The organism is Glutamicibacter bergerei (genome assembly GCF_054495185.1).
In genome coordinates this window covers 914466-936678 of sequence record NZ_CM137131.1, presented here as the reverse complement: position 1 = coordinate 936678, position 22213 = coordinate 914466, and the positions used below count along the sequence as shown (strand labels likewise).

At 54.8% G+C, this 22213-nt stretch carries 17 protein-coding genes and 3 tRNA genes; 10 read left to right on the top strand and 10 right to left on the bottom strand.

Features of this window, described 5'->3' with window-relative positions; all coding sequences use genetic code 11:
• Nucleotides 1-145 precede the first annotated feature (145 nt).
• Together tsf and rpsB are read right to left on the bottom strand one after the other, a co-directional pair.
• Nucleotides 146-982 carry a translation elongation factor Ts gene (tsf, locus tag ACX5K5_RS04355; protein ID WP_096256799.1) on the bottom strand — a complete coding sequence of 279 codons (837 nt, stop codon included), beginning with the start codon at nucleotides 980-982 and terminating at the stop codon, nucleotides 146-148.
• A gap of 142 nt (nucleotides 983-1124) precedes the next feature.
• Complete coding sequence (gene rpsB / locus ACX5K5_RS04350) at nucleotides 1125-1991, bottom strand: 30S ribosomal protein S2 (RefSeq protein WP_459175079.1); 867 nt, start codon at nucleotides 1989-1991, stop codon at nucleotides 1125-1127.
• A gap of 407 nt (nucleotides 1992-2398) precedes the next feature.
• On the opposite strand from rpsB, the gene ACX5K5_RS04345 reads away from it, so the two are divergent.
• Nucleotides 2399-2920 (top strand): M23 family metallopeptidase, encoded by a 522-nt coding sequence (locus tag ACX5K5_RS04345; protein WP_096256798.1) that lies wholly within the window; start codon nucleotides 2399-2401, stop codon nucleotides 2918-2920.
• A gap of 94 nt (nucleotides 2921-3014) precedes the next feature.
• On the opposite strand, the gene ACX5K5_RS04340 is transcribed toward ACX5K5_RS04345, so the two are convergent.
• The 5 genes from ACX5K5_RS04340 to ACX5K5_RS04320 all read right to left on the bottom strand — a co-directional run bounded on the left by ACX5K5_RS04340 (nucleotide 3015) and on the right by ACX5K5_RS04320 (nucleotide 6873).
• Nucleotides 3015-3088: transfer RNA gene (locus ACX5K5_RS04340), tRNA-Ile, on the bottom strand.
• Nucleotides 3089-3187: 99 nt separating this feature from the next.
• Nucleotides 3188-4369, bottom strand: a complete 1182-nt coding sequence (locus ACX5K5_RS04335) for a glycosyltransferase (protein ID WP_459175078.1) — start codon at nucleotides 4367-4369, stop codon at nucleotides 3188-3190.
• Between the two features lie 53 nt (nucleotides 4370-4422).
• Nucleotides 4423-5337 (bottom strand): DMT family transporter, encoded by a 915-nt coding sequence (locus ACX5K5_RS04330; protein WP_096256740.1) that lies wholly within the window; start codon nucleotides 5335-5337, stop codon nucleotides 4423-4425.
• 91 nt (nucleotides 5338-5428) lie between these two features.
• Entirely contained in the window at nucleotides 5429-6268 is an 840-nt protein-coding gene (locus ACX5K5_RS04325; protein ID WP_096256739.1) for a phage holin family protein, read from the bottom strand.
• A gap of 532 nt (nucleotides 6269-6800) precedes the next feature.
• Nucleotides 6801-6873, bottom strand: a tRNA-Asn gene (locus ACX5K5_RS04320).
• Nucleotides 6874-7097: 224 nt separating this feature from the next.
• Between ACX5K5_RS04320 and ACX5K5_RS04315 the strand changes: the two genes are divergently transcribed.
• Nucleotides 7098-8066, top strand: coding sequence for a methyltransferase family protein (locus ACX5K5_RS04315; protein WP_459175077.1), 969 nt, complete (start codon nucleotides 7098-7100; stop codon nucleotides 8064-8066).
• A gap of 54 nt (nucleotides 8067-8120) precedes the next feature.
• Here ACX5K5_RS04315 and ACX5K5_RS04310 read toward each other — a convergent pair.
• From ACX5K5_RS04310 to ACX5K5_RS04300, 3 genes are all read right to left on the bottom strand, one after another.
• A tRNA-Asn gene (locus tag ACX5K5_RS04310) sits at nucleotides 8121-8193 on the bottom strand.
• An 82-nt stretch (nucleotides 8194-8275) separates the two neighbouring features.
• Nucleotides 8276-9361: a glycosyltransferase family 4 protein gene (locus ACX5K5_RS04305; RefSeq protein ID WP_096256738.1), complete on the bottom strand. Its 1086-nt coding sequence runs from the start codon at nucleotides 9359-9361 to the stop codon at nucleotides 8276-8278.
• A 47-nt stretch (nucleotides 9362-9408) separates the two neighbouring features.
• Nucleotides 9409-10680, bottom strand: coding sequence for an MFS transporter (locus ACX5K5_RS04300; RefSeq protein WP_459175076.1), 1272 nt, complete (start codon nucleotides 10678-10680; stop codon nucleotides 9409-9411).
• Nucleotides 10681-10998: 318 nt separating this feature from the next.
• Here ACX5K5_RS04300 and ACX5K5_RS04295 point away from each other — a divergent pair, with 318 nt between their 5' ends.
• The 8 genes from ACX5K5_RS04295 to ACX5K5_RS04260 all read left to right on the top strand — a co-directional run bounded on the left by ACX5K5_RS04295 (nucleotide 10999) and on the right by ACX5K5_RS04260 (nucleotide 22152).
• The gene (locus ACX5K5_RS04295) at nucleotides 10999-12519 is read left to right on the top strand and encodes a pyridoxal phosphate-dependent decarboxylase family protein (RefSeq protein ID WP_459175075.1); all 1521 of its coding nucleotides are present in this window, start codon (nucleotides 10999-11001) and stop codon (nucleotides 12517-12519) included.
• The gene (locus tag ACX5K5_RS04290; protein ID WP_459175074.1) at nucleotides 12516-13868 is read left to right on the top strand and encodes a lysine N(6)-hydroxylase/L-ornithine N(5)-oxygenase family protein; all 1353 of its coding nucleotides are present in this window, start codon (nucleotides 12516-12518) and stop codon (nucleotides 13866-13868) included. Before ACX5K5_RS04295 ends, ACX5K5_RS04290 begins: the two co-directional genes overlap by 4 nt.
• A gap of 13 nt (nucleotides 13869-13881) precedes the next feature.
• Nucleotides 13882-16227: a GNAT family N-acetyltransferase gene (locus tag ACX5K5_RS04285; RefSeq protein WP_459175073.1), complete on the top strand. Its 2346-nt coding sequence runs from the start codon at nucleotides 13882-13884 to the stop codon at nucleotides 16225-16227.
• Nucleotides 16228-16396: 169 nt separating this feature from the next.
• Nucleotides 16397-17599 (top strand): biotin synthase BioB, encoded by a 1203-nt coding sequence (gene bioB / locus ACX5K5_RS04280; RefSeq protein ID WP_459175422.1) that lies wholly within the window; start codon nucleotides 16397-16399, stop codon nucleotides 17597-17599.
• Between the two features lie 165 nt (nucleotides 17600-17764).
• Nucleotides 17765-18787 carry an LLM class flavin-dependent oxidoreductase gene (locus ACX5K5_RS04275; RefSeq protein WP_443443137.1) on the top strand — a complete coding sequence of 341 codons (1023 nt, stop codon included), beginning with the start codon at nucleotides 17765-17767 and terminating at the stop codon, nucleotides 18785-18787.
• 151 nt (nucleotides 18788-18938) lie between these two features.
• Entirely contained in the window at nucleotides 18939-19376 is a 438-nt protein-coding gene (locus tag ACX5K5_RS04270) for a 6,7-dimethyl-8-ribityllumazine synthase (protein ID WP_442346813.1), read from the top strand.
• A gap of 311 nt (nucleotides 19377-19687) precedes the next feature.
• Nucleotides 19688-21601, top strand: a complete 1914-nt coding sequence (locus ACX5K5_RS04265; RefSeq protein WP_459175072.1) for an MFS transporter — start codon at nucleotides 19688-19690, stop codon at nucleotides 21599-21601.
• Nucleotides 21598-22152, top strand: coding sequence for a TetR/AcrR family transcriptional regulator (locus ACX5K5_RS04260; protein ID WP_096256730.1), 555 nt, complete (start codon nucleotides 21598-21600; stop codon nucleotides 22150-22152). Before ACX5K5_RS04265 ends, ACX5K5_RS04260 begins: the two co-directional genes overlap by 4 nt.
• The last annotated feature ends 61 nt before the right edge of the window (nucleotides 22153-22213 follow it).

Below are 22213 nucleotides of genomic sequence, written 5' to 3'. Positions count from 1 at the left end.
ATTCTATTTCCGGATCTCAAAACTATCTTGCCATCCGGGCTCAAGAAAAGGGAGGTGAGTCACCGAGTATGCTCGGTGGCTCACCTCCCTTATCTTGGTTAGCCGCCGTTCAACGGCGACTGTCGCTTACTGTGTGGCTGAACCCTTAGGCACCAACACGGAAACGTGCGAAGGCAACTGGCTTGGTGCCAGCTTCTTCGAAGACCTTGGCTACGGACTTCTTTGCGTCCTTAGCGAATGCCTGGTCAACCAATACGATTTCCTTGAAGAAGCCGGTCAAACGGCCTTCAACGATCTTGGTAAGGGCAGCTTCTGGCTTGCCCTCTGCGCGTGCGGTCTCATCAGCGATGCGACGCTCGTCAGCAACCTTGTCCGCAGGAACTTCTTCGCGGGACAGGTAGATTGGCGACATTGCTGCGGTGTGCACTGCAACATCGTGTGCAACGGTTGCTGCAGCTTCGCTGTCAGCGTCAACAGCCATCAAAACGCCAACCTGTGCTGGCAGGTCCTTGCTGGTCTTGTGCAGGTAAGCTGCAACCTTTGCACCCTCAATGCGGGCGACACGGCGGACAACGATCTTCTCGCCGAGGATTGCGCCCTCTTCGATAACGATCTCAGAAACAGGCTTGCCGTCTAGCTCGTAAGCCAACAGGGCTTCGGCATCTGCCGCGCCGGAAGCCACAGCGGCATCCAGAACCTTGTTTGCCAGCTCGATGAACTTCTCGTTCTTGGCGACGAAGTCGGTCTCGCAGTTGATCTCGACCATGACACCAACGGTGCCATCGACCTTGGCGGCGACAAGGCCTTCTGCGGTCGAACGGCCTTCGCGCTTGGTAGCGCCCTTCAGACCCTTGACGCGGATGATCTCGATGGCCTTCTCGGCATTGCCGTCAGCCTCGTCGAGAGCCTTCTTCACGTCCATCATGCCTGCGCCGGTACGTTCGCGCAGAGCCTTGATATCAGCAGCGGTGTAGTTTGCCACGTGCATCCCCGTTCACTAGGAGGTTTCAAGTTTATGTCGCTCGTGGGACGGGTCGGATAACCAACCCGTCCCACGAGACTTTTTGAGTATCCTTCCGCCCACGCTAGCGCGCGGAAGCAAACTCTAAGAGATAGTCAGATGACTACTTGGCTTCTGGAGCCTCTTCAGCAGCAGCCTCGGCTGGCGCTTCGGTTGCAGCCTCGGTTGCGGCTTCGGCAGGAGCCTCAGCCTTTGCCTTTGCCTTTTCGCCTTCGAGAAGCTCGCGCTCCCACTCAGCCATTGGCTCTGCTGCACCCTCGGTCTTGCCGGTTGCCTTGTTGTTCTTGGCGATGAGGCCTTCAGCAACGGCGTCTGCAACAACGCGGGTCAACAGGTTGACGGAGCGGATTGCGTCGTCGTTGCCTGGGATTGGGTAGGTTACTTCGTCTGGATCGCAGTTGGTGTCCAAGATGGCAACAACTGGGATGCCCAGCTTGCGAGCTTCGTCGATAGCCAAGTGTTCCTTCTTGGTGTCAACGATCCAGATAGCGGAAGGGGTACGGGTCAGGTTGCGGATACCACCGAGGTTGTTCTGCAGCTTGGTCAGCTCGCGCTTGAGCAGCAGAAGTTCCTTCTTGGTGTGGCCCGAACCGGCAACGTCCTCGAAGTTGATCTCTTCCAGTTCCTTCATGCGCTGAACGCGCTTGGAGACGGTCTGGAAGTTGGTCAGCATACCGCCGAGCCAACGCTGGTTCACGTATGGCTGGCCAACGCGGTTAGCCTGCTCAGCGATCGATTCCTGAGCCTGCTTCTTGGTACCGACGAACAGTACGGTGCCACCGTGGGCAACGGTCTGCTTGACGAACTCGTAAGCGCGGTCAATGAACGACAGCGACTGCTGCAGGTCAATGATGTAGATGCCGTTGCGCTCGGTGAAAATGAAGCGCTTCATCTTTGGGTTCCAACGACGGGTCTGGTGGCCGAAGTGGACGCCGCTGTCTAGCAGCTCTCGCATGGTTACGACTGGCATGTCGCAACTCCTCTCAGCAGTGGCGGACCGGACGCGTGCGCGTCCGCGGTAACTGCTCTTAGTTGTTTGGGTTGTACGCAGATTTTCATTTTGAATATCCGCCCTAGTGCGCGATCCTGACTGCTTAGCAGCCTGTCTAAGTCCACCGATTCTCTCGGACCACTGGAACTTATGACCACTTCCTCAAAAAGGATGTGGAACCTCGCACGCGAAGTCAATCCCTTGGGAGGTGAACCAATTTTGGACACACCTCTGACAAGAAACTGCAGTTTCAAGTGTACTACACCGACTTCGCTCCAGAGACCGTGATCTATGGTGATCTAGCGCCTAAAACCCGACCAACGAAGTTACCCACATCTTGCGGTCAATCACCAAAATTCCGCACCTCGTTGCCACAGGCTGAACTTATGAAACCCAAACGACTTTTATTGCTACTCCCGGCACTACTGATTCTGACTTTGGCCCCGCTGGGTGCCCGCGCAGAAACCACACAGAACTATGCGCAACCTGCAGCCGCAGCTCAGTGGCGCTGGCCGCTAGCCGGAGAGCCGAAGATCCTCAAGGCTTTTGATAAGCCGGCCGAGCAGTGGTCGGCCGGTCATCGTGGTGTGGATCTGGCGGCATCTGTTGGTAACCAAGTCGTTGCCCCGAATCGTGGACGTATCACCTTCCGGGGTGTGGTCGTTGACCGCCCCGTGGTTGTGATTGACCACGGATATGGGTTCAAGACCAGTTTGGAACCTGTGACCAGCGAGCTCTCGGTGGGTAGCTGGGTGGAATCTGGAGCCAAGCTCGGAACCGTGTCGACGGGTGCTCATTGCTCAAATCGCTGTATTCACTGGGGCGTCCGGTTAGATGGAGAATATATCGACCCAGCACTTCTCATCGAAGATTTGCGCCCCTCGATCTTGCTGCCGTTGAACGACTGAATGAGTGAAAACTATGGTTAAACCGTGATCTGAGATTTAAATAGAAGAACGCCGGGTCACTTGTTCATACAGGTGACCCGGCGTTTTCATACTGTAGGGCGTGTCGGACTTGAACCGACGACCAAGGAATTATGAGTTCCCTGCTCTAACCAACTGAGCTAACGCCCCACTATGAGAATTACCGCCGAAGCAGTAACCACACTCGAAATATTCTAGGGCATGACCAGCCAAAATCTCGATTCGAGGTCCTTGCGGCGTCGCCAAGTGCTAATGCGTAGTGACGCTCTGCCCACGATAGAGCGCTTCGAAGGAGTTCATGGTTTTCTCCTGCGCATGATTCATGACCTTTCGGTGCCCCGCAGATCCTAGGCGTTCACGTTCCTGAGGTTCGAGACTTAACACCTTGTCCAGCTTCTGCGCCAGATCTTCTCGGTTACCAGGTTCAAACATATAACCGTTCACACCGACGTCGACAAGGTGTGGCAACGCCATCGCGTTGGCTAGGATCACGGGCTTCGAGGCTGAAAGCGCTTCGAGCGTCACCAAGGACTGCAATTCCGCGGTTCCTGGTTGGCAGAAGACGTCACAGCGCAGATAAGCCTCGCGAAGCTCCTCTTCGCTGACATGCCCAAGGAATCGAACACGGTCACGCACACCTTTTTCATTGGCAATCTTCTCCAACAGTGAACGTTGCTCGCCACCGCCAACAACTTCGAGAATCGAGTTAGGTACCTGCTTCATCAATGCCAGGGCCTCGATTAGCTCGTTTACGTTTTTCTCGACGGCTAGTCGACCAACAAAAAGTATGGTTGGTGCTTCGTTGCGAACAATTTCTTCCTCGTTGCCCAGCTCATAGTTGCCAACTTCGATTCCATTGGATAAAGGCAGCACCTTCGTCAGCCCCGCGTGCTCCTTCATGGCTTTCGCAGCCAACGGAGTCGGAGTGGTCACCGCATCCGCTCTTCCGAAAACCTTCCCCATATCTCGCCACGAGTTGCGGGCAACGATCTTCTTAAACCACTTAGGAAAGGGTAAGAAAGGATCAAGATTCTCCGGCATAAAATGGTTCGTCGCGACGGCTCGCACCCCATGTTTACGTGCGTAAGCCAAGGTCTGCTGGCCAATCATGTAGTGGCTCTGCGCGTGCACGACGTCAGGTTTGATGTCTGCCAAGATCTTGTTGATTTGCGAATTAACTTCCCAAGGAAATGCGATACGGAAATACTCGTGGGTTGGTACCCCGTGTGATTGCAGTCGGTGCACGATGGCTTCGGGGCGAACCTCAGTGTAGGTCTTGCCCTTTTCGCCGCGTACCGCCAATACGTGCACTCGGTGTCCGCGTTCTTTCATGGCACTAGCCAATCGGTAGCAGAACATTGCCGCACCATTAATATCAGGCAGGTAAGTATCGGCGGCGATGACTATCGTCAGCGGTTTTTCCTCGGCCACGTATTGTCCTTGTTCGTTCAACATATTGTCTTGTGGAAGATTTTCTACTGCTTTTATGCATCTTTATGAGACATTTTTTGTGAATGTCTTGCTTTAGCTTTGCGTTCTAGAACATCCGGGTGGTGGCGAGATAACGCCACCACGCCGATGATGGCCAGCACGGCGGCTACCACCATCAAGATCGCCAACACCGCAGGAACATCTGGGCGAAGCTCTCCAAGAATAGAGATGCCGATGGCAATGCCGACCATCGGATCGATCACGGTCAGTCCGGCGATCACCAAATCTGGTGGCCCCTTCGAATAAGCCGTTTGTACAAAATATGACCCGAGTAAACCTGCCACTACCACTGCGGCCAGTGCAATCCACGGTAGCGACTTCCAATCTTGTACTTCGAAATTCAATATCGCAATCGCGATGGTGCGCACGAGCACCGCTACAAACCCAAAAAGTACGCCCGCCCCGACGATATAAAAGAAGGCTCCCAGTTTGTGCCGGAAGAGAAGCACAAGAATTCCAAAGAGCACAACCACGACGGCCAGAATCATCTCAATGAGTAATGCCTCGGCGTTATTTACAAGGTGCTGCTCGCCAGTGACGTTGATAGCCATCAAAACGAATGCGGCCGAACCGACCATGCAACTAATAATTGCCAGCACCGTCGGCCTGTTCATGGTGAGCTTGTGTTCTCGCGAATTCACCACGGTGGTTACCACCAGGGCAATAGCCCCAATGGGTTGCACCACGGTCAACGGGGCGCTTGCCAGAGCAAATACGTTAAGCACCATACCCAGCCCCAGCAAGAGCAACCCGCTCATCCACCGCCTGTTGCCCGCCAGCTTCCCCAAGTTTTTCAGGGTGAGCTCTAGCCCGCCCGAAGCTTTCCTCACCGCGCTCGATTGAAATTGAGCTCCAAAGGCAAGGCAAAAGGCACCGCATAGTGCCGCTGTAATAGCGATCCAAACCATGTCAGTGCCTTTCCCAAGAGTTCTTTATTGTCCGAGAGGTCATGCCGCCGGATGGCGTGAAGTCTGCGCGTCACCTCATCGGTTCAGGAACCTAGGAACGCTTGATCCACTTACGGATAATTGCAACAAGCGCAGCCGCCGAGGCAGCGATGATCGCGAAAGGCTTAGCTTTTTCTGCCCGTTCTTGGCCTGCCCGACCAGCCTCGTTATTTTCTCCGGTATTTGCGGAAGGTGTGACGAAGCTACGTGCCTTAGCAGCAGCGTTGGTCACTGATTCTCCGGCATTCTCGGCAAAATGACGTGCTTTATCCAATTTTGCTTTGGGACCCAGAACGCTCTGGCCCAAGTTGTCACGCAGTGCCTGAATCTGACGGCGGCGACGCTTGGTACGAAGAATCAGTTCGTCCGCGCTTGGAGCAGGAGGTTTAGGCTCCTTCTTCTTGTCCTTCGCGTCCTTGTCTTCCTCGTCCTTCTTACGCATAGGCTCATCCAAGGTGCTGACGTCAAAGTTGCTACCGTCCTTGAGCACACCAATATCGTGGCGGATGCCTCGAATTGCTGCATCAGGAGTCAGTGGCAAGGCCTTCTTGATCTTCAGGTACATCACTAGCGCCAGAATTAATGCCACGATCAGGAAGAACCCGGCAACTATCAATCCTGCGGCCCAGCCAAGGAACCAAATTTCTAAAACATTCACTAGAGTGACGACTACCGCAATCACGAATAGTAAAACAACGACGAGCGCGCCAGCGCCCAAACCCGCTGCCATGCCCAGGCTGATGCCTTTTTTCTTGAGCAGGGTGGTGCCAAGCTTGAGCTCGTCCGTCAGCTGCTGTGGGACAAGCTCTTTGAGTCCATCAACTTGAGCCTTGGCACTCTTCACGCTTGACTTCAGGCTTTCATCTGCTTGCGTCGATTCAGCTTCAGACATGGTTTCTCCATATTCTCGATCGCTCGGCAACCGGTGTTTCCACGCTAGCACCCCGGTTACCGTCTACGTATCAGTCTTCAGGCGTAAACCCCACAGCTCTATCTCATGCCACGGGTGTAAGTGTTAACGATTTGAAAGTCTATCGTCTATTCACTTGAGCTTATAGGAAGCGACCCAATCAATATGTGCGCTTCATTGTTCATAAGCTGTTCATGGCTAATCTGCAGACTAATCGTGTTGTAGAGAAGACAAGCTTTCACCTGATCAATACCTTCATCACGCTGAATGAAGGAAAGTATTAGTACTATTCCCATCAGTCGTCTCCACCTAGCAAGCGGATCAACCAAAACCCACGTGCACTGAAACTGGCGATTATCTAGTAAATATCCTAGCCAACTCGATATGGGCAGTGATATCCGGGTTCCCCCTGATTTTTTGCGGGAAAACCCTAGGCAGCCGAACTCTGAGCTACGCTGCAGCGTTAAGAAAAATAAAACCCCAACCGTTCGAAACGGTTGGGGTTTTACGAGAGCTCCTCCAACTGGACTTGAACCAGTAACCCTTCGATTAACAGTCGAATGCTCTGCCAATTGAGCTATGGAGGAATGCAACGTGTAATACCTTAGCACTGGCCAAGATGGGTTTTCAAATCGACCAACTTCTACGCTTGAAGACGTAAATAGCCCCGACGTTCAAGGGGTTCGGCAGCGATTTTGGACGTTTGGTTCCGCAACACCTCAGTAATTCACTTAGTGATGCGCAGCATAAAAAGAAACGATCATATAGGTCAAGAAGTTGCACCAGCCATGGTTCATCTAGGCTTGTCTCCATGTCTAACAGACTGGTGAACTCCTCAGCTACAAACGAACCACACTTGCAGCGCAATAATCAGTTAATGCTCGCCAGGACGTATTTCGCGGTTCAGGGGGTTGGCGGGTTGTTATGGTGGTTCGCGGTTTTCGTAAGCCCGACCGTCACCATGTTGACGCTTGGCGATCTGCCGCCGCTCTTATTGGCATGGTTCGACATCCCTTTGTTTGCTCTCGCCTCACTGCTAATCGCCTGCAATATACGTGCGGCATTATGGGTGGCGATACCGTGGACCTGGCTCATGACAGGGTTGATGCTTGTCTACGCCCTGATATCCACCAATGCCGGCTGGGGCGCCTTGATCATGCTGGCCGCAAGCTTTGCTTCCGGAGCAGCCGGTCTGGTCTTATGGTTCGGGCGGTTTCCCTCGCAGTGGTTTGCATCTGGCCCTTTTCGCTTCAGGACTGCACGATCCAAACGTACCCGAGCCCACATACGTCAGACCTTCGCCCAGCTACTTTGTTTTTGGTTTGTGTTCCTTGCGCTCTTTCCTTCGCTCATAATCTTTGCTGAACACCGATTCGCAGTGCACGTGAGCTTTGCTGACTGGGTTCGTTTGACTGGTTATGTCTTGCTCTTACTCGCCAGCGCGTTGGGTGTTTGGTCGGCAACCATTATGGCCAAATTGGGACAGGGCACTCCCCTGCCCTCTGCAATGCCACAGTATCTGGTGGTCCGTGGCCCTTACCGATATGTTCGCAATCCTATGGCGGTTGCAGGCATCGTACAGGGAGTCAGTGTAGGGCTGATCGCAAATTCATGGCTCATAATCCTCTATTCTTTGAGCGGCTCAATCATCTGGAATTTGATTGTACGCCCACTGGAGGAAAGGGACTTGGAAGAAAAGTTCGGTGAAAGTTTCACTCGCTACTGCGCAGAGGTTTCTTGCTGGTTGCCAAAGTTCAGACATACTTCAAAACGAGGATAAACAAAATCACCCTGTTGCTAGCTTTCACAAGCTGACAACAGGGTGATTCTTCGGCTCCTCCAACTGGACTTGAACCAGTAACCCTTCGATTAACAGTCGAATGCTCTGCCAATTGAGCTATGGAGGAATGCTACGAGAACAACCTTAGCACTAGCCAAGTCCCGTTTTGAAATCCACTCTTAGGTGCTGCTCCAGTTAATGCTTGAAGGCTAGTTTGTGGTCTTTGCTGAGTTGTTGATGGCAAACTGTGCCAGCTCAATCAACTGGTGCGCAGAGGTTTCCCATGAGTAGTGCGCGGCACGGCGCAGTGCACGCTCTGAGTACTTCCGCCATTCTTCTGGTGCTGAGAGCTGGTGCACCCGGTCTGCGAAGGCCTGGGCGCTATCGGGATGCGCGTAGAGCGCCGCGTCCTGAGCTACTTCTCTAAAAATGGGCATGTCGGTAACGACCACAGGTGTTCCCATGCTCATCGCTTCAACCAGTGGAAGACCGTAGCCCTCTTCGCGAGAAAGCGTCACCAGCGCGGTGCACTCGCCGAGCATCTTCGCATACTGCTCGTCGCTGACCCCATTGTGGAAGATTATTTGGGTACTATCAGGGGTTTTCGCTTCCAACTCCGCGCGACGCTCCGCGCTGATACCGCTAAGCAAATGCAGCTGATATTCAGGAAGCAAACTCATGGCTTGAATCAAGGTCTCGACATTTTTGTATTCCATGAACGAGCCCATATATAGCAACGTCTTGGCCGCGACACGATTTTGGTCACGAACAGAGGTTTGTGCCGAGGCGGCATTTGAAACTAAACCAATATGTCGTTTAGTCAACCGATGCTCTCGCATGAGTGTGGCCGTGGTATTTGAAACTGTCGCGACGGCGTCCGCGCGGTTCAGCAACAGTCGTTGAGGGAAGTAGACCTGATGAAACAGGAACCATCCCCATCGAATCGGGGCAGGCAAGAATTTTGGCGCATTCGGGTGCGAATAGTAGATCAGATCATGCAGGGTGAGGATTACCGGAAATTTTCGTCCCAGTGTTCCCATGGTCTGCATCGGGGAGAAAACCACGTCTGGTTGCAACTTATTAATCTGCAGGGCAACGAAGGGTTCTAGGACGCTGGTCGGACCGGAAATTTTTAGGTACGGGACCTCTGGCAGGAGTGCAAGCTGTCGCATGTCATTGATCAGCATCGTTACATCGGCAATTTTCGAGGTAGCCTCAATGAGTCCTGCGGTGTAACGGCTAATTCCATCGTGATGGGTGACCCTGGTATATCGGGCATCAATGACGAGTTTCACGGGCGTATTAGCCTTCTGTTGAGGACGTAGTACTCCAAGCCTATCGGTTACCGCCGGCGCACTTGCGCTACCTCGAGCTGCACTTTGCTGGGCCGAACAATCAAGTAACCGATGAGTCCTACGGCAATAGATAGTGGCCACAGCGCGAGCGCAGCCGGCAGCCCGAACGCTGAACCAATGGCGCCACCAGCCAAGCTTCCTATCGGAACCGCGCCAAAGGTAAACAACCGGCGAGCGCTACTAACCCTACCTAGCAGGTACTCGGGAGTAATATCAGCAACCCACGCAGTGACCGCGACGTTAAAAATGATCAAAGCAACGCCCCAAAATACTGATTGCACCGCGAGCAGGGTCATAGAAATTGCAGGAGTGGTAAAGGCCGCCAAAAATACCATTGTGGCCAACGCAAGTTTGATCATCATGGTGACCGTAGTCAGTTGGGTCGTACTGAAACGAACAGCGATCCGCGTGGCTAGTGCAGCTCCGAGTAGTCCCCCAGCACCGCCAAGACCAGCGAGGATACCAAAGCCGAAGGCTCCAAAGCCTAGATAGTTGATAATGAACAGCGCTTCAACCGCACTGCCTAAGGCCAAACCGAAGTTTGAGCACATCATTGCCAAAGTTACGGCGATCAATATTCGGTTATGGCGAAGGTATGTGAGGCCGGAGCGCCAATGGGTGTCGTGCTCGGCGTTCTGCCCCGTATCTTCCTCCCTCCGCTGGCCGTCTTGGCGAGGAAGTTTGACCAGACAGGCCAAACTCAGCGCGATCAGCGCCAAGACTGCGCTCACGGTCAAGAGTGCTGAGGCCCCGAGGAGAGTAAATGCGGTGCCTGCGGCCACTGGAACGATGATCGCCAATGACTGATCCGCAGCCGTCAGCCGGGCGATCAACGCGCTGATGGAGCTGGAGCGCTGGGCACCCGAGACCGCATTGAGTTGTGGGACTGCGGAAACTTGAGCGGTTTCCCCTACGACATTGCACATTCCCAGTATCGTCACCAGCAAAAATCCGTAACCGATACTCAACGTGCCGGTGACGGTCAGCAGGAAAAGGCAAACGGTGAGCACGACCTTCACTGCGAGTCCAATGCGCAACAGTCGCAAAGGTCGATAACGGTCCACCAAATAGCCGATGGGAATTGTCGCCACGAGGAAGGCCAGGGAACCCAAGGTGTTCAGAAGCCCCATTTGCCATGCGCTCGCACCCAAGGTGGTGACAAAAATAAGGTCCACAGTGAAATCCGTCAGTGAACGGCTGGCCGCATCACCTGCATTCGAATAAAGGAAACGACGCTCGCTTCGCACATTAGATTTCACCACAGCTCCTGAAAAAGTGTTAGGAAGCTCACCTGAGCCGAGATTGGCAACGATACCGCATTTCCTCTTAAGCGAATAAGAGTTTTGGTAGGTCACTAGTTGTTTTAGGTTGCATCTGATCAATAATTCTAAAAACTTTTCCCCCTCGAGCGCTGAACCCACCCTGCCGAATTCTCGGTTTTTTTGAATTACTTCAACAGCGTCCACCGGCCAGTCAAATACACACTGGGGTTGCAATACATTACTTACTTGTGATGTTAATAGTCTGCAGTTAGGGAAGACTAACCAAACTACATAATTACCATGCGAGGAGTATCCGTGGGAACCTCACTTGAGACCCTGCACATCCCCCAGTCTGAATCACAGCTTTTTGATAATTCATTACTCTGCTCAGACACCTTAGACCACTACGAAGCCGAAGCACGCGAAGCATTATTGCGCGTCACCGACCAACTGGCAGCCGTCGAGTCTCCCACCACGGGACCGAGTCCACACGACCTTCAGAAGCTGGTGTCGGGGATTGACCTCGACGCACCGTTGGGAAACCACGCCGACTCCTTTGATGAACTGAAGAAGATTTACCTCCGTGACGCCGTCTACTTCCATCATCCGAAGTACGCCGCTCATTTGAACTGCCCGGTGGCCATTCCCGCAGTCGCTGCCGAAGCGTTTGTCACCAGCTTGAATACCTCCATGGATACCTTTGACCAGAGTGCCGGAGCAACATTGATTGAGCGCCGACTCATCGACTGGACCACACGGCTCATCGGATACTCAGCAAACACCGCCGATGGTATCTTCACCTCCGGCGGAACCCAGTCCAATCTGCAAGCGATGCTCATTGCGCGCAATATCGCGGTATCCAAAATGACAGGTTCGCTACCGCAACGCCTACAGAATTTGCGTATCTACACCTCCCAGGACGCACACTTCAGCATCTCCAACGCAGCGATGATGATGGGTCTCGGCCATGAAGCCGTGATCGCTATCGGCACCGATGCGTGGCACCGCATGGACGCAGACGCACTTCGCACACAGCTCACCAATGACTTACAGGCCGGCCTGGTCCCCATGGCCATTTCTGCCACCGCGGGAACTACCGACTTCGGTTCCATCGACCCGCTTGCGCCGATAGCTGCCTTGGCTAAAGAAACCGGCGCCTGGTTCCATGTCGATGCCGCTTACGGTGGCGGACTGCTGCTTTCGGCGGTGCATCGCCAGCGATTAGACAATATTGAACTGGCAGACTCGGTCACCGTGGACTTCCATAAGTCCTTCTTCCAGCCCATCGGCTCCAGCGCACTGCTCCTCAAGGACGCGCACTCTTTTGAATCAATCACGCATTACGCTGAATACCTCAATCCGCGGTCGCAAGCGCAACAGACACCGAACCAGGTAGATAAATCGCTGCAGACCACCAGAAGATTTGATGCGCTGAAACTTTGGGTCACTCTGCGCACCCTTGGCGCGCAACGCCTAGGTGCCATGTTCGACCAAGTCCTCAAACTCGCAGAAAGTTTGGAGGCTGAAATTTCGCTGAGACCACAGCTAACGCTGGAAGCCCCGGTGCAGCTAAGCACCCTAGTCTTCAGATTCGCTGTCCCCAATGCCCAGTTGAACCAAGCCGAGCATAACGAGCTGACAAATCAGATTCGTCACCGGCTCTACCAAACCGGTGAAGCAATGATCGCGGCAACCACCGTCCGCGGGGAACGCATGCTCAAACTGACCTTGTTGAATCCAAACACCACTATGAAAGACCTCACCGAGATACTCGACGCGATCTGCCGGGTCGGCAACGACCTACTGTTCGAACGCACAGAAGGAGCCCGCGCATGACCCGTGCACTAGCCCAAGAACACTTTGACGTCATTGCCATTGGCGCTGGGCCGTTTAATCTCGGATTTGCTGCCCTCACCGCTCCGCTCCCGGAGCTGAAGGTCGCGGTATTAGACGCCAGCGACCACTTCGTCTGGCACCCCGGCATGATGCTCGATGGTGCACATCTTCAGGTGCCGTTCATGGCAGACCTCGTCACCCTCGCAGACCCCACCAATAAATTTTCCTTCCTGAACTATCTGAAGGAACAGGGGAGAATTTACCCGTTCTATATTCGCGATAATTTCTACGCCTTACGCAACGAATATAGTAACTATCTCGCTTGGGCTTCGCGCCTACTGCCCAGCGTCCGATTCGGACATCGCGTGCTCTCGGCCGAATACACGGACGGGGCTTACCAGCTATCGGTGCTCACCGCTCAAGGGGTTACCCATTTCAGTGCAGACAAGCTAGTCCTTGGCACCGGATCCAAGCCTTACCTCCCACCGATTATTGACGAAGCAGCCCAAGCAACGGGCAAGGTCATGCATTCAAGTGATTACATGTTCCATCGCGAAGAAATCTTCGCTCCACGCCAACAAGCATCCCGCCCGCAGATCGCCTGCGTGCTGGGCAGCGGACAGAGCGCAGCCGAGATCTTTTTGGACCTGCTGCGTAATTTGCCCGAGGAAGACCATCTAATTTGGGCCACCCGCTCGGAACGCTATTTTCCACTGGAATACACCAAACTCACCTTGGAAATGACATCCCCGGAATATATCGACCACTTTCATGCGCTGCCCGTGGAAAAGCGTGACGCGCTCAGCGCCGAACAAAAGGGACTCTACAAGGGCATCAATGCGGATCTGATTGATGAAATCTACGAAGAGCTCTACCAGCGCAGCATCAGCAAAGCGGCCAATGTCCACCTGCGTACCGGCTGCAGTGCAAGCGGTATCGGTGCACTAGGCAAGGGCCTGTCGGTCAGCTTGCGCCACGAACGTACCGAAGAAAACTTGGAGTTCTGCGCCGATACTTTGGTAATGGCTACCGGCTACCGCTCCCGAACCCCTGACTTCCTCAATGGAATCACCCAGCGGATAACATACCTCGCCGACGGGCGGGTCGACGTGGACCGTGAATACTCCATCGGGGCCTGTGAAGATATTTTTGTGCAAAACGCGGAACTGCATACTCATGGGTTTACGGCCCCTGATCTGGGTATGGGCGCCTACCGAAACTCGGTGATCATCAACCGAATCACCGGCCGTGAGGTCTACCCGGTCGAAGAGCGCATTGCTTTCCAACGATTCGGCGCGGCAAAACTGACCGACCTGCCGACCGTAACCAACTCCAGCTCGCGCGACTAAGGAAAGAAGAACCATGACCACCTACACCTTCCGCACGCTCATCCTGCCCGAAGATACCGCGTTGCTCCACGCGTGGATCGCTACCGAACATGCCACCTACTGGGGGATGCCCACCGCAACCGCGACAGAAATAGCTGCCGAATACCGTGGCCTGCTGTCCACAGCGGACTACCAAGTATTGCTGGGCCTTGATGAGACCGGCACCGAAAAATTTCTGCTCGAGCTTTACAACCCGGAGAGCGCTGCGTTGGGCGAAGCCTACAATTACGTTCGCGGAGATCGCGGCTTGCACTTCTTAGCGCCGCAAACCAGCGAACCGCAACCGGGCTTCACATTGGAAGCACTCACCCAAGCAATGCGCCACGCCTTCACCCGCCCCGGAGTCGAACGCGTCATCGTGGAACCAGACCTACGCAATAAAGCCATCCAGGCTCTCAACGCTCGGGTGGGTTTCCGCCCGGTCCGCCCGATAGCTCTGTCAGAACCAGACGGATCAATCAAGCAGGCGTTGCTTTCCGTCTGTACCCGAAATGATTTTGAACAAGCAACCGGCCACAGCCTAGGTTCCTCATTCCTCACTCCACCACGCTGGGAGGCCGCCAATCGTCATGTGCTGGCCAAAGCACTCGGCGAATTCTGTCACGAACGCCTCCTTGATCCGGTCGAATACGGCGAGCGGCGCTACTGCGTGCAGAAAGATGGACACCGCTTGATCTTCTCCGCCGGCCGCTACCAACTTAATCACTGGCTTGTCGCCGCAGAATCACTGCAATACCAGCAGCTCGTCAATGATTCATGGCACGAAGCGGAGGTTGATGTCATTGATTTCATCACCTTGTTCTACCGTGAGTTGACGCTCTCCGAAGCTCAGCTGCCGGTCTATCTGGAAGAGCTCTCTTCCACCTTGTCTAGCTACTGCTACAAGCAGGCGCACGCCACCCATACCTCGGCCCAGCTAGCCCAGTTCCCGGGCAGCGCGGCCCAGTCCTTCCAGCTTGTGGAATCTTCGATGACCGAGGGCCACCCCTGCTTTGTGGCTAACAATGGCCGCATGGGTGTAGGCCGCAGCGACTATCTGCGTTACGCTCCGGAAACTGGCTCGGCCCTGAAGCTCGGGTGGGTCGCGGCACACACGTCGCGTGCCCAATTTGATGCCATCGACACCCTCGATTACGAGACACTATTGGCTACACAGTTAGACCCGGAGGAACGCCAATACCTTGATGAAACTCTTGACAGTGCACTGTTCGGTACCGGATTGTCGCCGAGCGACTACATTTACATGCCCGTTCACCCTTGGCAGTGGGAAAACCGTTTATCAATCACTTTCGCGAATGACATTGCGCGCAAGCACCTGATCTGGCTCGGCTATAGCCAGGACGAATACCAGGCACAACAATCGATTCGCACCTTCTTCAATCTTTCTGACCCCACACGTCACTACGTCAAGACCGCGATGTCGATCCTGAATATGGGCTTCATGCGTGGGTTGAGCGCGGAATATATGAAGGTCACCCCCGCTATCAACCAGTGGCTGGGTGAATTGTTTGACAACGACCCGGTGCTCTCCACAGCACCGGTGGCTCTGTTGCGCGAAATCGCCGCGGTGGGCTATCGCAACCCACAGTTTGAAGCAGCTACTAATAAAACCGCACCGCAGCGCAAGATGCTCGCGGCACTTTGGCGCGAGTCGCCCATCAGTATGCTCAAATCTGAAGAAAAACTGGCCACGATGGCCAGTCTGCTCCATGTAGATTTCTCCGGGAACTCCTTCGCCGGGGCGCTAATCCGCCGCAGTGGTTTAGCGCCGGCCGACTGGTTGACCCGCTATCTAGATGCTTATCTGGTGCCCTTGGTTCATTGCCTGGCCGCTTATGACTTAGTCTTCATGCCACATGGCGAGAACGTGATTATGGTGTTGGAAAACGGTGTAGTCAAGAAGGTCCTGCTGAAGGACTTGGGAGAAGAGATTGCGATTTTATCCGATCGTGTCGAGCTTCCAGAGGAAATCCGTCGGGTGCGCACCGGCGGAGATCCAGTGTTGTCGGTATTCACCGATGTCTTCGACTCCTTCTTCCGTTTCCTTGCACCGTTGCTAGACACCGAGGGGCTCCTGGCGGAGGGGGAATTCTGGACTATCGTCGCGGAACGCTTGTTGGAGTACAGGACGCAGCATCCACAGTTCGCGCAGCACTTTGATGACTTGGGCTTGTTTATCCCAAGCTTCCCGCTGTCTTGCCTGAACCGTTTACAGCTTCGCAATAATCAGCAGATGTTAGATCTCACGGATCAATCCGGCGGCCTGCTCTACGCCGGTGATTTGGATAATCCGTTGGTTCGGGTGGTTTCCCCGGTTTAGCGGACGTAGGACAATGCTCGCGTCGTTTGGCCTGTGCCGAATGACGCGAGCATTCTTGATTAACCTTGCAGCCTTATTACTGAACAGTGTTCAATGGTTGAAGAATTCCCTGTACAGTGAAGTCAAACATTCTTGAACACCGTTCAATTGGAGATTTCTCATGGCTACTATGACCGCACCAAAACGCATCCCGGTTGACCCTTTTGCCCTAGTCTCAAGGATCAGCGCGGGACATCGACTCACCGTCGCCGAAGCCCACATGATCATCTCGACCTCAGATGAGCAGACACTCACGCTGGTGTCCGCCGCAGGCCTCCTGCGCCGCAAGCACTTCGCCAATACCGTCAAGGTGAACTACTTGGTCAACCTCAAGTCCGGACTATGCCCCGAGGACTGCACCTACTGCTCCCAACGACTGGGGTCCAAAGCAGAAATCCTGAAATACACCTGGCTCAAACCAGAGGAAGCGGTCCGCCAAGCAGGGCTTGGAATTGCCGGTGGGGCCTCGCGGGTTTGCCTCGTGGCCTCGGGCAAGGGACCCAGCAACCAGGACGTCAATCGTGTGTCCACCATGATCGACCAGCTCAAAACCGAGCATCCCCAGATCGAAGTCTGCGCATGCCTCGGCATCCTAAAGGACGGGCAGGCCGCACAGCTTAGGTCCGCCGGAGCCGATGCCTATAACCACAATCTGAACACTGCGGAATCCCTCTACCCTCAGATCTGTAGCACCCACAGTTACCAGGAGCGCGTGGAAACCGTCGAGCAAGCGAAGACAGCCGGATTGTCCCCCTGCTCCGGATTAATTGTCGGAATGGGCGAAAGCACCGACCAACTCATCGAAGCCGTCTTCGCGCTGCGCGCCCTGAACTCGGATTCAATCCCGGTCAACTTCCTCATGCCTTTTGACGGCACTCCTTTGGAAGGCACTTGGAATCTCAGCCCGCTCGCTTGCCTGCGCATCCTCGCGCTAGTACGACTAGCTTGCCCAGACAAGGAGCTGCGTATTGCTGGTGGCCGGGAAATGCACTTGCGTTCGATGCAAGCCACAGCCCTAGAAGTAGCCAACTCAATTTTCTTGGGCGACTACCTGACCAGCGAAGGGCAAGATGCCCGCACCGACCTAGCGATGATCGCCGATGCCGGATTTGTAGTACTCGGGCAGGAAGGCCAGGATTCAGCGCAGATCGCCCAAGCGCTGCACGAAGCCGCTGACCATGCCTCCCGCCAGCCGAGCGATGCCGGCAATGCCAACTCCTCCGGGTGCGCAGGATCCTGCTGTTCCGGTGCGACCGCCGGTTGCGGCACTGGCAAGGCCGAGCCGGTGCTGCGCCGTCGCGGCGCCGGAACTCCAGAAATTCCCAACGCGTGATGGTCAAACAAGAGAGTCTACTCACCGGTAAGACCGGGGTGCTCTGGCTGCCCTTTGCCGCTCCAGATTCGGTGGCACATTTACTCACCGCGGTACACGGCTTCGAGTTGATCTGACCACCAGCACCCAAGGAATAATGATCAGAAACTAGTTGTTGGATCAAGTATGAAGAACATCGGATTTCTGTCCTTCGGACACTGGACTGACCACCCACAGTCAGGAACTCGCAATGCCTCGGACGCGTTGCTGCAAGCCATAGATCTTTCGGTCGCGGCCGAGGAGCTCGGAGCGGATGGCGCGTATTTCCGAGTGCATCATTTCGCTCAGCAATACGCTTCCCCATTCCCACTGCTCGCGGCAATTGGGGCCCGCACTAGCCGCATTGAAATCGGTACCGGTGTGATCGATATGCGCTACGAAAACCCGTTGTACATGGCCGAGGACGCGGGCTCCGCAGACCTCATCTCTAATCGTCGCCTACAGCTGGGCATCAGCCGTGGTTCACCGGAGCAGGTGATCGATGGTTGGCGTCATTTCGGCTTTGAACCGCGTGATGGTGAGTCGGACGCAGATATGGGACGCCGTCATACCGAACGCCTCCTTGAAGTGCTTTCCGGCGAAGGGTTTGCCCAGCCTAGCCCTAAACCAATGTTCCCTAATCCCCCGGGACTGCTACGCATCGAACCGCATTCGGAAGGATTACGCGAACGTATCTGGTGGGGGTCCGGCTCTAATTCCACTGCTGTGTGGGCCGCGAAGCTTGGCATGAATTTGCAAAGCTCTACGCTCAAGGACGACGAATCTGGCAAGCCGTTCCATGTTCAGCAGGCCGAACAGATTGAACTGTACCGTCAGGCATGGAAGGACGCCGGCCACCAGCGCGAACCACGCGTCTCGGTGAGCCGAAGCATTTTTGCACTCACCGATGAACGCGACTGGCAGTACTTCGGGCGTGACCGATACAGCTCAGACCAGGTCGGCAACATTGATGCAAAAACTCGTGCGGTCTTCGGCAAATCCTACGCTGGTGAACCCGACGAACTGGCAAAGAAGCTCGCCGAGGATGAGGCCATTGCCGCGGCAGACACCTTGCTACTCACCGTTCCTAACCAGCTGGGCGTTGACTATAACGCGCACGTCATCGAATCGATCTTGAAACATGTGGCTCCGCTACTTGGTTGGCGCTAAGCCAAAGCGCATTGCAGCCCAGCAACTGAAATGATCAAGCGATAATGACGTGGGTTGTCGACGCCGTTAAGCCAATGAGATGCAGGACACTAAGCTGTCATTGGTGAGCCAAAAATTTAGCTATCAAAAGACCTGACCTACGGAGAATTATATGAGCAAGCAACTCAACGTCGCGTTTATCAAGGCGAGCTGGCATGCAGATATTGTCGACCAAGCTTTAGCCGGCTTCGAAGCCGATATGGACGAGTCCGGCACCGACTACACGCTGAACGTGGTCACCGTACCGGGTGCCTATGAAATGCCGCTTCAGGCGAAGCGCCTCGCACAGAGCGAAAAGTACGATGCCGTAGTGGCTGCCGCACTTGTGGTGGATGGCGGCATTTATCGCCATGATTTTGTTGCCCAAGCAGTGGTCGACGGGTTGATGCGAGTTCAGTTGGACACGAATGTGCCAACGTTCTCGGTGAGCCTGACCCCACATCATTTCCACTCAAATGACGAGCACCAGACGTTCTACTTTGAGCACTTCGTCAAGAAGGGTGCAGAGGCTGCGCGCGCGGTGCGTGCCATCGCTGCGTTAGATCAGTAGCGCTAACAAATTATTCAAAAACATTGAAGGTGGAGCCGCGCTTGCAGAGCGCCGCTTCACCTTCTTTGCTTTTAGCTATTTGAATACCAGACCTTTAAGGTCTCATACATACTGCGACGGCGGTTCAGTGAGAACGGGCATGCGACGCATAGTTCGAGACTAAAGTGTTCCCGACAAGCTCAGATGCCACAATTTTCCGCCACGGCACGCTTCAAACCTACTTGACAGTAGCTGAAGAAACAGTGTGTTCTTACCAAGGGTAAACAGCTGTTTACCCTTATTTGATTCAGCTATTTTGTTAGGCCACCGCCGTGCCGATTCGTTCCGTCCCCTCATGGGCTACCACCACCGTCCTAGCCCTGTGCGGAATGGTAGTGGCGCTCCAGCAAACCCTTGTTGTCCCGCTCCTACCGGATTTTCCGGTGATCCTCGGTGTCTCCGCAGAAGACTCATCGTGGCTGGTCACCGCCACACTGCTCAGCGCCGCAATTTTCACCCCGGTCATCTCACGCATGGCCGACATGTACGGCAAACGCAAGATGCTGATACTGGCGCTGGCCGTCATGACCGCGGGCTCGCTAGTGGCAGCAATTGGCGGAAGTTTTGGCTCACTGATCGCAGGCCGAGCAATGCAGGGATTTGCATCTTCCTTAATTCCTGTCGGCATCTCAGTACTCCGTGATGAACTACCCAAGGAAAAAGTAGCCTCCGCCGTCGCATTGATGAGTGCAACCTTGGGCATCGGTTCGGCCTTAGGCATGCCAATGTCGGGCTTACTTTACAACGCCTACGGTTGGGAATCCCTGTTCTGGGTTTCCGCCGCACTGGGACTAGTTTTCCTCGTGGGCGTGCTGCTGCTGGTCAAAGAATCAAAGATCACCACACCGGGCCGCTTCGACATCGCCGGCGCGCTAGTGCTCTCAGTTCTTTTGACCGCCGCATTGCTCGCAATTTCCAAGGGTGCCAGCTGGGGTTGGACCAGCCCTCTCACGCTGGGTCTTTTTGCCCTTTCGCTCGCATTGCTTGCAGGCTGGATTCCGTTGCAGTTACGCGTCAACCAACCCATGATTGACCTGCGCACCGCCGTCAAACGCCCAGTGTTACTAACCAACGTTTCCTCGTTTTTCCTCTGCGTGGCGATGTTCGTTAACATGCTCATCACGACTCAGCAGCTACAGATCCCCGAACAAACGGGCTATGGCTTTGGCCTCTCGGTATTAGTTGCAGGTTTGGCCATGGTGCCCTCGGGATTGGCCATGGTTGCGCTCTCCGGCGCGGCCGGAGCAATGCTCAATCGTTGGGGCGGCAAACCTACCATTATCTTTGGTGGCGCCATCATGGCGTTAACCTATATTGCCAGAGTCTTCCTCGATGATGCAGTTTGGCAGATCATTGTGGGAGCCACACTGGTCAACGTTGGCGTCGCGTTCTCCTACGCGGCGATGCCAACACTGATCATGAGTGCGGTACCAATTACCGAAACCGCCTCCGCCAACGGCGTGAACGCACTGATCCGCTCGCTAGGCACCACGGTGGCCAGTGCTTTGACCGGACTAATCCTTGCCACGATGGTCGTGGAGTACAACGGCGTTCCCTTGCCCTCGCTTAACGCAATGCACTTATCCTTTTGGCTCGCCGCGTTGGCCGCCATCATCGGTATCGGTATTGCGCTGTTTATCCCTAGTAGCAGCCCAGTGCCTAAAATTGAGACCGATGTCGAAGAGACCATGGTTCATGGCCGGGTCATCATGACTCCGCGACCCGGGACCCAACAACCTGCCATCGTGACTTTTGTCCGCGAGGATGGAGTACCTGGCGACTGGGCTCGTACCGACCACGAAGGTCAATTTAGCGCGGTACTGCCTGGACCTGGCCGTTATGTGGTGGTCGCCAACGCCGCTGGATGGGTTCCCAGCTCCCATTTAGTAACATTCTCCGAAGGCATCACGGAACATGACATTGAACTGCACCATGTGCTCTCGCTCAGTGGCGTGGTAGCTTCCGGTGAAACCGTCGTAGCCGGTGCGCTGGTAAGCCTCAGTGCAGGCGCCGGTGACTTCATCGCTGCGACCCACACCGATGATCTAGGTAGTTACACCTTAGATCTTCCTCCGGTGGGTACCTATGTGCTCACGGCAGCTTCGCCGCAGACCGAGACAGCTGCGTCAGTCAAGGTCATTTTGCGTGCCCGGACCGAACGGGTTGATATCGAGCTCCCAGCATGAGCACGGACAATGGGCGGGCACGAATTCGCAAAGCCGCTGCCGGGCTCTTTGGCGAACGCGGATTCCACGATGTCACCGTGCGCGAGATCGCCGAAATTGCCGAAGTCTCCCCCGCGTTGGTGATCAAGCTTTTTGGATCCAAGGCCGAGTTATATACGGTCGCGAACACGGTCACGGTTCCACTCGCAGATTTGGATCTTCCGCGTGAGAGTCTTGGCCGGGCCATGGTGCAGCAGATCCTGAATCGTCGCGAGGATGACGTTATCGATCCGTGGCAAACGCTAGTTCCACGGATCAGACAATCCCCTACCCCGAAAATCACACAACAGGAGTTGCGTGAAAAGTACCTCAATGGGGTCGCTCGGATCATTGGAGACACCACCGAAGACCGTCGCCATGCCTCCGCCGTGGCCTGTCAACTGCTTGGGTTGGCTGAAGGGCTACGAGTGTTGGGATATTTCCCGTCCGAAGAATTTGATCCTGATGAAGTGGTTGAACAGTACGCATACACTGTGCAGATCCACATCGATAGAGCAGCTACTGCGGGCTAATACAGAGATGGGCCAGGCCGCACGGGATATCCGTGCGGCCTGGCCCATGCTCATTAGCAGA